At 65.4% G+C, this 11174-nt stretch carries 8 protein-coding genes and 2 tRNA genes; all 10 read right to left on the bottom strand.

Annotation, left to right across the window (positions count from 1 at the left end):
* Positions 1-179: 179 nt before the first annotated feature.
* The gene (pgaD, locus tag H3005_RS08135) at positions 180-671 is read right to left on the bottom strand and encodes a poly-beta-1,6-N-acetyl-D-glucosamine biosynthesis protein PgaD (RefSeq protein WP_100553032.1); all 492 of its coding nucleotides are present in this window, start codon (positions 669-671) and stop codon (positions 180-182) included.
* Positions 668-1921 carry a poly-beta-1,6-N-acetyl-D-glucosamine synthase gene (gene pgaC, locus H3005_RS08130; protein WP_100460680.1) on the bottom strand — a complete coding sequence of 418 codons (1254 nt, stop codon included), beginning with the start codon at positions 1919-1921 and terminating at the stop codon, positions 668-670. The genes pgaD and pgaC overlap by 4 nt, the downstream gene beginning before the upstream one ends.
* A 1-nt stretch (position 1922) precedes the next feature.
* Complete coding sequence (gene pgaB / locus H3005_RS08125) at positions 1923-3830, bottom strand: poly-beta-1,6-N-acetyl-D-glucosamine N-deacetylase PgaB (RefSeq protein ID WP_191077884.1); 1908 nt, start codon at positions 3828-3830, stop codon at positions 1923-1925.
* Position 3831: 1 nt separating this feature from the next.
* A complete protein-coding gene (gene pgaA, locus H3005_RS08120) occupies positions 3832-5871 on the bottom strand; it encodes a poly-beta-1,6 N-acetyl-D-glucosamine export porin PgaA (protein WP_100553030.1) in 2040 nt (679 codons plus the stop codon).
* Between the two features lie 374 nt (positions 5872-6245).
* Positions 6246-7451, bottom strand: coding sequence for an MFS transporter (locus H3005_RS08115; RefSeq protein ID WP_100553029.1), 1206 nt, complete (start codon positions 7449-7451; stop codon positions 6246-6248).
* Between the two features lie 239 nt (positions 7452-7690).
* Positions 7691-7767, bottom strand: a tRNA-Pro gene (locus H3005_RS08110).
* Positions 7768-7905: 138 nt separating this feature from the next.
* Positions 7906-7982 (bottom strand) — tRNA-Pro (locus H3005_RS08105).
* Between the two features lie 56 nt (positions 7983-8038).
* Positions 8039-8152, bottom strand: coding sequence for a cytochrome bd-I oxidase subunit CydX (gene cydX, locus H3005_RS08100; protein WP_025876452.1), 114 nt, complete (start codon positions 8150-8152; stop codon positions 8039-8041).
* 54 nt (positions 8153-8206) lie between these two features.
* Positions 8207-9361 (bottom strand): cytochrome d ubiquinol oxidase subunit II, encoded by a 1155-nt coding sequence (cydB, locus tag H3005_RS08095; RefSeq protein WP_088101726.1) that lies wholly within the window; start codon positions 9359-9361, stop codon positions 8207-8209.
* Between the two features lie 15 nt (positions 9362-9376).
* Complete coding sequence (locus tag H3005_RS08090; protein ID WP_099821188.1) at positions 9377-10960, bottom strand: cytochrome ubiquinol oxidase subunit I; 1584 nt, start codon at positions 10958-10960, stop codon at positions 9377-9379.
* Between the last annotated feature and the right edge of the window lie 214 nt (positions 10961-11174).

The following is an 11174-nucleotide window of genomic DNA, read 5'->3' as shown; positions in this document are numbered from 1 at the left end:
GGTGTCGGATTGCGGGGTGTCAGCCGCATGGATGCGGCTGCCAAGCCTACAGGGACGTACTTGCGGCGTCCCCGCAATCCGACACCGCCCCGCCATCCCACGGAACCCAGCTGTTGCCGTTGCTTCGGCTGTTGCCGTTGCCTCTGCAGGGTGCCGGGCGTAGCCCGGCCGAACCCCCCTTACCGCAACAGCTGCGCAGTCATGCCCAGCGGCCGCGCATGCTCATCCATGTGCAGGGTGATGGCCTTCGCATTGAACATCTGTTCGGCGAGCTGATCACTGGCACCAAGCGAACGGGCGATCTCCGAACGGCTGGCGTCCTCGCGTGGGTTGCGCCGTTCCCTGCCGGCGAAGCGGTAGCGGTTGTATTCGGCCCAGGCGATCAGCAGCAGCGCGCAGCCGGCCAGGATCACCGGCAGGGCGATGATCACGAACGGATCCAGGTGCTGCTTGCGCTCGTACAGCTGCAGCCACGCCTGCTGCCCACCCAGCAACCAGGACACCAGGGTGACCAGCGGCGCCCATAGATAGAAGTAGAACCCCCAGAACGCCAGGGTCACAAACCCCCAGGCGGTGCGCTGCAGGCGGGGCTGCTGGCGCGGTTTCTGGATCAGGCGCGAGTCGAAGCGGTTGGACGGCTTCCTCGTGGCGGTCTGGCGATGTGCGTTCATCGGATACCCCTGTCTGGGCTGACCCAGGTTGCACGCTTGCCACGCCGCCTGAGCAGGGTCTTGGGCAGCGCCACCAGCGTGGTGAACAGGCTGATCAACCAGTACGCCATCGGGTACCAGATGACCCAGAAATAGTTGCGGCCGATATGCGTTTCGTAACGCCTGTCGATGATCAGGCTGCTGGCGAACTGCAGCAGGCAGACCAGCGCCAGGATCACGCCATGCCATTGCGGCAGCAACGTGTCGATGTACAACTGCGGCGGCACCGGGATGAACTTGCCCAGTGCCCACAGCAGGATGATCGCGAGCATGGTGTAGGCCCACAGCACGCTGAGGATGTATTCCAGCAGCACGCCCCACATGCGCCGCTTGCGCCAGCTGAACAACGAGGAGCCATGGCGCAGCAGCACTTCCACGCCGCCCTGTGCCCAGCGCAGGCGCTGCCGCCACAGTCCCTTCAGTGTTTCCGGCATCAGGATGAAGCACAACGCATTGGGCTCGTAACGGATGTCCCAATGATCCAGCTGCAGGCGCCAGCTGATGTCGATGTCCTCGGTGACCATGTCATCGGCCCAGTAGCCGATGCGGTGCAGGGCCGTACGACGGAACGCGGCGATGACCCCGGACACCGTGAAGATGCGGCCGTAGACACGCTGGGCGCGCTTGATCATGCCGATGATCGAGGAGAACTCCGCCACCTGCAGGCGGCCGAGCAGGGTGGAGCGGTTGCGGATGCGCGGGTTGCCGGTCACCGCGCCCACGCGCGGACCGCTGGTCAGGTGCCAGACCATCCAGTGCATGGCGAACTCTTCCAGCATGGCATCGCCATCGATGCACACCAGATACTCCGAACGCGCAGCCAGGGCGCCCATGCGCAGCGCATTCGCCTTGCCCAGGTTGCGGTCCAGATGGACCACCCGCAGGCGTGGGTGCAGGGCCGCAAGCGCGTCCAGGCGGGCGCCGGTGTCGTCGCTGCTGCCATCGTTGATGGCGATCACTTCGAAGTCCGGATAGCGCTGGGCCAATGCCGCACCGAGGGTGTCGTCCAGGTTCGCCGATTCGTTGTGGCACGGAATCAACAGGCTGGCGAACGGATACTCCGCCATCGGGGGGGGATCGTTGCGCGGGCGCGACTTCCGCTCACGGCGGAAGAAATAGTACAGGCCACCGGACATCCAGAAGAACGCCATCACCATGGGGTAGAAGAAGGCGAACTGGAACATGGCGTTGAGCCACGGGTTCATGTCCACGTCACTTCTCCGGATACGGGAAGTTGCGCGCGGACATCGCCGCGCGTGCATCCTGGGTCGACGGCTTGTCGGCGATGAAATCGTCCGGGTACCACGCGAAATGACGCACGCCCTGCGCCTGCAGGCGGCGGATCTGCGCGCGCAGCTGTTCGCCGCTGATCGGCGTCTGCGTGCGCCAGTCCACGGTCTGCAGCTCGAACATCGTGTGCTTCAGGTCCGGGTCGTGCTCGCGCACTGCCACGACCAGGCGGTCCATCCAGCGCTGGGGACGGCGGCTGCCTTCCATCCACGGCATCGCCATCAGCGCGGTGCGGTCGTAGGCCTGATTGAAAAGGTCCAGGCGCTGGGCGAACCACGCTGCGCTCTGCGGTTCCAGCACCGGCTGCGCGTACAGGTTGCGCACGGTGCCCAGCTTGGGGCGCCAGCGTTGTGCGCTGTCACGCAGTTCCAGGGTGAAATCGATCAGCGCCTGGGTGCGGCCACCGTCGCTGCCTTCCTGTGGCAACTGCGTCAGTTCGGTATCGCGTACGTAGCCGTCATCGTGGAACAGCAGGCCTTCGAAGTACGAATTGATCGCCAGGTCTTCGTAGATGTCCTTGATGATCTGCCGTGCCTGCGGCTTGGTGAAATCCAGGCGGTACATGCCATCGCGTTCCGGGCTCTGGATGCCCAGCGCCGCACGCTGCGCGGCATCGGGCAGTTCATAGCCCAGCACCGGCAGCCACGCGTAGACCTTCACCCCGGCACGGGTTTTCAGCTGCCAGGCGACACGGTTGAACAGGTCCGCGCGCATCGGCAGGTGCCGGTTCGGGAAGTACAGGGCATCGGCGGTGTTGTTGCCGTCCGGGTCGGCGAAGGCCTGCAGGTAGACATGGGTCGGGCCGATCCGCTTCACGCGCTCGATCAGGGCGTCCAGGTTGCGCGCCTGCTGGGCAGGGACGCTGTCGTAGACCGAATCCAGGTCGATCTGCAGGGCACGGGTACCGTCCAGGTTGACGTTGCGACGCAGCTCGAAGGCCAGCGAGGTGACGTTCGGATTGCTGGTCACCAGCAGGCGTGCCAGGCCGTGCAGGTCGGCGGTTACCGGCGTGCTGCGTCCTTCCAGGTCGAAGGACACCGGCATGCCCAGCTGCTCGGCGATGTCGTTGCTCAACTGGTTGTAGGCGGCATACGGCCAGACGATCGCTTTCGGACGTACGCCCAGTTCCTTTTCGATGCGCTGCACGCTGCGGCCGAGATCGTCGCGCAGGCGCTTCTCGTACTCCTGCGCGCTTTCATAGCGCTGCGCCTTCGGGTCGTAGATGCGGGTGATCACCGCCGGGGTCTGGTTGCCCTGCGGGTTGGACTGCACGCCGTGGTGCAGGTTGTCGGTATGGCTGGCCAGTTCGATCAGGCCGCTGGCCTGCATCTCGCGCAGCTGGTCCCAGGTCAGGAAATCGTCGTGGCCGAACGGACGGTAGCCGTAGTCGATGGTGCGGCCCGGTGCCATGTCCACGTAGTCGGTGATCACCGCCACCAGCGCCGGATAGTTGTACGCGCGCAGCAGTGGATAGACACGGCTGTACACGCTGCGCAGGCCGTCGTCGAAGGTCAGCAGCACCGGCCGCGGTGGCAGCTTTGCTTCTCCGCGCGAGGCCTTGATCAGCTGCGACAGCGAGACCGGGTGATAGCCATGGGCGGACAGCCAGTCCAGGTGTGCGGCGAAGTTCTGCGTGCTGACCGCGTAGGCGTCGGCATCGGACTTCTCCAGCACATCATCGCGTACGTCGTGATAGCTGAGGACCAGCAGGCCGTTGTCGGCCGCGTCCAGTTCCGCGGCCGAGCGGGCGCGCTGGGCGGCGGCGGGCAGGGCCAGGAACAGCAGCGCCAGCAGCAGTACGGTCGTCAGGTTGCGAAGCATCCGTTCCATCTCATTCTCCCCAGCGCAGCGCGGCATCGAAGCCGATATGTCGTTCACGTTGGCCGTCGTAGACCGGCCGCGACCAACTCACGCCGTACTCGAGGATCCGCCCCTGATCGAACTGCCATTCGTGGCGATAGGCCACGGTCGGAATGATTGAACTGCCAAATCCTTCCTGCCAGTAGTTGCCAACGGACACCGTCAGGCGATGGCGGAAGTGGCGCTCATAGTGGCGCCACAACTGCTGGTCGATGCGCAGGCCCACTTCCACCGAGCGATCCCGCGAGGGGTTGAAGTACGGCGCATCGTCGCGGCTGCCACGGCTGGTGTAGACACTGCCCAGGCCATCGATCAACAGGCGGGGGCGGGTCAACAGCCGTTGTTCGATCGCGCTGTTCAGCGTGTCGCGGCGGTTGCCATCGTCGTAACGGAACTGGCTGCCACCGATGCTCCAGTGCGTGCGTTCGTTGCGCGTGTAATCCACGGCAACGGCGACGCTGTCGGCGGTGATGCCGGCCACGCGTGCCTGCATCGAGGCTTCCGGGTCATTGCGGGCGGCCGTTACGCCAGCGTGCCAGCGGTCGTTGAACTGCCAGCCGAAGCCGCCCCGCAAACCGGTGTCGCCGATGCTGTCGTTGGGGCGCAGCACCGCCGCCTCGGCATCGACGCGGTCGAAGCGGTAGCGCACGCCGGCACCGATCCACAGCGGATCGATATCCTGATCCTGGAAGGTGACCGAACGGCGGTCGGCGAAGGCGAACAGGCGCCAGCGGTCGTTGAGCACCGGCGAGGCGACTTCCATGCCGTAGTGCAGGTCGTCGTTGCCCAGCGGCGAGGTGCCGCCACCGCCGGAACTGCGGCCGCCCTCGACCTTGGCCAACAGCTGCCAGCCGCGATGGGCGCGCCAGTCGCGGTCCATGCGCTGCACCGACGGCTGGCTTGGATAGCGGGCCAGAAGATCGTCATGCAGCGGTCGCGCCAGGTCGTCGCGTTGCAGCTGCACGTAGGATTCGTACATGCCCAGCCGCGGCGCGATGTCACGCGGGTCCAGGGTGTAGGCCATCTGGTGACGTTCCAGTGCGCGCCGTGGCCAGCCGCGCATCTGGTAGACGCTGCCCAGCGAGGTCTGCAGGCTGCCATTGCCCGGGCCGACGTCGACCAGCGCTTCCAGCTCGCGCTGGGCCGTGGGCAGATCGCCGCTGTAGGCCCGCACCATCGCCAGGTTCAGGTCGGCTTCGTAGCGTGCCCAGTTCTGGAAGGGTGTCTTGCCACCGCCCCAGCGCCATGCCGGTTCATCCTTCTGCCACGCCTGAAGGTAGCCCACCGCCTTCTCCGCCTGCTCGGTTTCCAGGTAGGCATAGGCCAGCTCCGAGCGCGACTGGAAGCGCGAGGGATCGTTCTTCGCGGCGGCCTCCAGCAACGGGATGGCTTCTTCCGGATTCTGGGTGGACATCAGCGAGTCGCCCACCGCTGGCAGCACGTAGTCGGGCAGGGCATGGCCCTCGCGCTGCAGCGCCCGGGCTTCGTCGCGCACCTGCGCGTGACGGGCCAGGCGGTTGAGCAGGATCAGCCGGTCCATGCGGATCCGCAGCGGCGCCTGCGCCTGCGCGGTGCCATCGCGCTCGACGTACTGCTCCATTTCCGCCAGCGACGCCTCGGCCTCGTCCAGCCGGGTGTCTTCGGTTTCCCCGTAGGCCAGGCTCCAGTTGACCAGCTTGGCCACGTAGTTGGCTTCCAGCCGCGCCTTCTGGTCCTGGTCGAACAGGTTGGGCCGGGCCTGGTAAAGCCGCCAGGCGCGATGGGCATTGCCGATGTCGCCCAGGGTCAATACCTGCAGCTTGTACAGCAGGTCGTCGTTGGGCTCGCGCAGCTGCGCCCGCTCGATTGCCGCCAGGGCATCGACCCAGCGCGCCTGGTCACGGTAGTGGCCGATTTCGGCGAGCCGTTCGGCGCGCGTGGTCGCGGTGGGCGGCGGCGCTGCATCAGCCCAGGACGCCAGAGTGGCGCAGGCCAGGCCGACGCAGAACGCCAGCGGACGGTAGACAACCATGAGACCCCCTAAGCATCCATACCTGAACGATGCGCTCAAAGTGTGACGCACATCACATGCCAACTGTAGCTGACGCTTTGCCGATGCGGGCAGTTGCGGTCCGTACCAGATTGACGGAAAGTCCGTGACGGATCGGCCAACCCTTCTGCAACGCATTGTTGAAAAAGGTATTTTTTTATTGCTCCGGCGGCAAGGGGGCGGCAGCACGGCACGTCCCCGGGCTGTCCGGCACCCCAAGCCGCGCCCGGCTCTGGACGCGAACCGGGTCATCTTTGGACACGCTACGTCACCCGCTGCGGTGGCGGTGTGTAGGTCGCGGTAGTGGGGTGTGTGGGTCCAGCTTCACGGCGGCGGGCGTCAGGCAGCCGGGGCGGTCACCACAGGTCTTCCAGCTTGCGCGGCTTGCAGGCGACCCACGAGGCGCACAGCATCAGCACCGCGCAGCCGAACAGGAATGCGAAGGGCAGGGTCCAGCCCTCGCTGACGGTATGCAGCCAGCCGACCAGGAACGGGCCCAGGCAGCTGAAGCTGTAGCCCACGCCCTGCATGAAGCCGGACAAGGCGGCCGAGCCGGTGGGGGTGCGCGTACGTAGATTGATCAGGGTCAGCGCCAGCGGGAACGTGGACGGCCCGACGCCCAGCAGGCAGGCCCACAGCAACGGCGCCTTCATCGGCGCGAACAGCAGGCCAGCGAAGGCGATGACGAAAGCGGAAAAGCCGATCAGCACCAGCGGGAACGGGTTCTGCAGGCGGACCGCCAGCGATGGGATCACCAGCGAAGGCAGCAGGCCCAATGCCGAAAACACCGCCACCATCACCCCACCGAAGGCGGGCGTGGCACCGGCTTCGACCACGATGCGCGGCAGCCAGGTGAACATCGAGTAGGTCATCAGCGAAGTCATGCCGAACATCAGCGTCATGCTCCAGCCCAGTGACGTGCGCCAGACCCTGCCGTGCGGCTGCACGGTGGGGTCGTTGCTGTCCAGCACCGGTTTCGGTGCACGGCGCGCCAGCAACAGCCACGGCAGGGTCGCCGCCAGCGCCAGCAGGGCCCACATGCCCAGCGACACCCGCCAGCCTGCGGCGTTGGCCACCGGCACCGCCAGCAGTGCCGGCATCATCGTGCCCAGCTGCAGCACGCTGATGTACAGCGTGCTCATGGTGCCGACCTTGTTGGCGAAGTAGCGCTTCACCAGCGGCGGCACCACCACGTTGCCGATGCCCATGCCGGCCAGTGCGATCACCGAGCCCAGCAGCAGGGTGCCGACATTGCCGGCGCTGGAGCGCAGCAGCAGGCCGGTGGCGGCCATCAGCATGGCCAGCAGGGTGGTGCGCTCAAGGCCCAGGCGTCGTGCCAGTGCAGGGGTGGCGACGCCGAACAGTGCGAACGAGGCGGTCGGCAGCATGCCCAGCACGCCGGTCATGGTGGTGCCGAAGCCGAACTGCTGGCCCAGCACGTCCAGCAGCGGAGTGATCGAGGTGACCGCGGTACGCAGGTTGACCGCTGCCAGCAGGATCGCGGCGAACGCCAGCAGGCGACCGTGCAGCAACGATGGCGAAGGAGAGGTGGGGGACGTCATGCGGTGTTCCTTGCAGGTGGCGCACGCCGCGCAGATGGCGTGCAGCGCCCGCACCGGACGGAGCCGGTGTGGCAGGTGGGGGAGTGGCGGCCATTGTACGTGGCCGGCCGCGTCAGGTCCTCGACCCCGGTGCGGGGCGGCACGTTGCTGACGACGGCGTAGCCGGGTGTCCCGGAGTGCAGGCACAAAAAAACCCGGAGGACAGTGATGTCTTCCAGGCTTCTTGGTGACCACCGAAGTGGTCGGGGAGACAGGATTCGAACCTGCGACCTCTACGTCCCGAACGTAGCGCTCTACCAGACTGAGCTACACCCCGAAGGGAGCCGCCTATTCTAGCCATTTCCCCCGATGGCGGCAAGGGGGAAGACCGTTCTGCTTCGCTGCCGTGACAGCGACTCCTGCGGGAACAAAAAAGCCTGGAAGACTTCACCAGGCTTCAATGCGACCACCGAAGTGGTCGGGGAGACAGGATTCGAACCTGCGACCTCTACGTCCCGAACGTAGCGCTCTACCAGACTGAGCTACACCCCGAAGGAGCCGCCAAGAATACGGTGTGAAGGCCGTATCGGCAACCCTTTTTTACAGTTTCAACGCACTTCCTTGTCGGCGCGGGCGCTTTCGCGCGCTTCGAACCACATCCCGTTGAGGATGGCCACGACCGAAGCCAGGCCAGCGCCGAGAATCCAAGCGAAATACCACATGGTCAATCTCCTGTGTGCGAGGGGTGTGCCGACCCTGGGCCGGCACACGGGCAATCAGTACGCGTTGGGGTTGTCGTCCATGTCCTCGACCGTCGTCTTGCCCTTCAGCACGCGGTACACCCAGGTGGTGTAGGCGAGGATGATCGGCAGGAAGATGGCCGTGGCCAGCAGCATGACCCACAGCGTGAGGTGGCTGGACGAACTGTCCCAGACGGTCAGGCTGGAGGTGGGCTGGCTGGAGGACGGCAGCAGGAACGGGAAGATCGCAAAACCGACGGTGAGGATGATGCCGGCAATGGACGCGCCCGAGGCGATGAAGGCCAGGCCGCCACGACGCGCGCGCAGCAGCACCGCACTGGCAAGCGCACCCAGCAGGCCCAGCACCGGGAACACCAGCGTTGCCGGCATGCTGCTGTAGTTGCGCAGCCAGCCACCTGCGGCGGTGCCCAGTTCGGCGGTCTTCAACAGCGGATTGGTCGGCCCGTCGGTCACCACCTGCGAGGTGATCTGGTAGCCCGGCAGGCCGAAGGCCACCCAGGCGCCGGCAGCGGCGAACAACACGAAGCTGATGATGGCGGCGATGCTGCCGTAGCGCGCTGCACGTTCGGCCACCGGGCCGTCGGTCTTGAGCACCAGCATGGCCGCACCGTGCGACACCAGCATGGCCACGCTGATCAGGCCGGCGATGAGCGCGAACGGCGTGAGCAGGCCGAAGAACGAACCGGTGTAGGTCACGCGCAGCGTGTCATCGAAGTGGAACGGCACACCCAGCAGTACGTTGCCCACCGCGACGCCGGCAATCAGGCCCGGCAGCAGGCCACCAACGAACAGCACGCGGTCCCAGTTGTCGCGCCAGCGCTTGGACGGCAGCTTGCTGCGGTACTTGAAGCCGACCGGGCGCAGGATCAGCCCGAACAGCATCGCAAACACCGCCAGGTAGAAGCCGGAGAAGCTGACCGCATACAGCGGCGGCCATGCGGCGAAGATCGCGCCGCCACCCAGCACCAACCAGACCTGGTTGCCTTCCCACACCGGGCCGACGGTGTTGATCACCAGCCGGCGTTCTTCATCGGTCTTTGCCACGAATGGCAGCAGGGTGCCGACGCCCAGGTCGAAACCATCCATGACGGCCCAGCCGACCAGCAGGATGCCGAGCAGCAGCCACCAGATCACGCGGAGCGTGGTGTAATCAAGTGCAATGAATTCCATCTGGATTCTCCTGCCTCAGGCCTGGCCGGGGGCAACGGCATTGGGGGAAACAGGGCGGATGTCGGCCTGCAGCGTCGGCAGGATGTCGTCCGGACCCTTGCGGACCGCCTTCAGCATCAGCTTGATTTCGATGATCAGCAGCACCGTGTACAGGCTGGTGAACACCGCCAGCGTGGTCAGGATTTCATGCAGTGCCAGGCCCGATGCCGCATAGAAGGTGGGCAGCACGCCGTCCACCGCCCACGGCTGGCGACCGTACTCGGCCACGAACCAGCCGCATTCGATCGCGATCCACGGCGCTGGCAGGCTCCACACGGCCAGCTTCAGGAACCAGCGCTTGTCCTGGAAGTTGTTGCGGCACGAGTAGTAGAAGGCCAGCGCGAAGAAGGCGATCAGGTAGAAGCCCAGCCCGGCCATGATGCGGAAGGTCCAGAACAGCGGCGCCACGCGCGGCACGGTATCCATCGCGGCCTTGGAGATTTCCTCCGGCGTCGCGTTGAGGATGTCTTCGCGGTAGCGCTTCAGCAGCAGGCCATGGCCGAGATCCTGCCAATGGCGGTCGAACATTTCCCGGGCTTCGAGGTCGTTCTTGTCCTTCTTCACCCGTTCCAGCGCGCCGTAGGCGATCTGGCCACCACGGATGCGGTGCTCTGCACGGTCCACCAGTTCCAGGATGCCCGGAATCGGCTGGTCCAGCGAACGGGTGGCGATCAGGCCCATCAGGTACGGGATCTTGATCGCGTAGTCGTTGGTGTGGGTGTCCTGGTTGGGAATGCCGAAGGCGGTGAAGTCGGCGGGCGCGCGCTCGGTCTCCCACATTGCTTCGATCGCGGCCAGCTTCATCTTCTGGTGTTCGCTGGCGGCATAACCGCTTTCGTCACCCAGCACCACCACCGACAGCGACGACAGCAGGCCGAAGGCTGCGGCCACCGCGAACGAACGGCGGGCCATGTCCCTGTGCTTGTTGCGCAGCAGGTACAGGGCGCTGATCGACATCACGAAGATCGCACCGGTCACGTAACCGGCACTGACGGTGTGCACGAACTTGGCCTGCGCCACCGGGTTCAGCAGCACCGCAGCGAAGTCGACCACTTCCATGCGCATGGTTTCCGGGTTGAACACCGCACCGGTCGGGTTCTGCATCCAGCCGTTGGCGATCAGGATCCATACCGCCGACAGGTTGGTGCCCAGCGCCATCAGCCAGGTCACGGTGAGGTGCTTGACCGGGCTCAGGCGCTTCCAGCCGAAGAAGAACAGGCCGATGAAGGTGGCTTCCAGGAAGAACGCCATCAGGCCCTCGATGGCCAGCGGCGCACCGAAGATGTCACCCACGTAATGGCTGTAGTACGACCAGTTCATGCCGAACTGGAACTCCATCACCAGGCCGGTGGCCACGCCGATGGCGAAGTTGATGCCGAACAGGGTGCCCCAGAACAGGGTCATCTGCCGCCAGACCTGCTTGCGCGTCATGACGTACACGCTTTCCATGATGGCCACCATGAAGGACAGGCCAAGCGTGAGCGGTACGAATAGGAAGTGGTACATCGCGGTCAGAGCGAATTGCAGCCGCGACAGTTCTACGACTGTCTGATCAATCATGGCCTGGCTACCTCGTTGGATAGTGCCGTTGCAGGTGGCGGGAAGGGTGGTCTACGGGGTGAATGATGTGACCGACTACTTCAAACAGCCTTGATCCAGATCAATGTATGAACACGTGTTCAGGGGGATCGTATGCCAACCCGATGAAGACTGCGACCGCCGGCCGCAGGGGAAGGCTGTTGCCTGCGCCTACAATGCCGTCCATCCCCCTGCT

The organism is Stenotrophomonas sp. Br8 (assembly GCF_014763005.1).
Classification (GTDB): domain Bacteria; phylum Pseudomonadota; class Gammaproteobacteria; order Xanthomonadales; family Xanthomonadaceae; genus Stenotrophomonas; species Stenotrophomonas lactitubi.
This window is presented reverse-complemented; position numbering and strand designations above follow the sequence as displayed.

Bases quoted from the DNA above. Each gene is read 5' to 3' on its own strand.
- H3005_RS08115 (WP_100553029.1), bottom strand. From the start codon at position 7,451: ATGACGTCCCCCACCTCTCCTTCGCCATCGTTGCTGCACGGTCGCCTG.
- pgaB (WP_191077884.1), bottom strand. From the start codon at position 3,830: ATGGAACGGATGCTTCGCAACCTGACGACCGTACTGCTGCTGGCGCTG.
- H3005_RS08090 (WP_099821188.1), bottom strand. From the start codon at position 10,960: ATGATTGATCAGACAGTCGTAGAACTGTCGCGGCTGCAATTCGCTCTG.
- cydB (WP_088101726.1), bottom strand. From the start codon at position 9,361: ATGGAATTCATTGCACTTGATTACACCACGCTCCGCGTGATCTGGTGG.
- cydX (WP_025876452.1), bottom strand. From the start codon at position 8,152: ATGTGGTATTTCGCTTGGATTCTCGGCGCTGGCCTGGCTTCGGTCGTG.
- pgaA (WP_100553030.1), bottom strand. From the start codon at position 5,871: ATGGTTGTCTACCGTCCGCTGGCGTTCTGCGTCGGCCTGGCCTGCGCC.
- pgaD (WP_100553032.1), bottom strand. From the start codon at position 671: ATGAACGCACATCGCCAGACCGCCACGAGGAAGCCGTCCAACCGCTTC.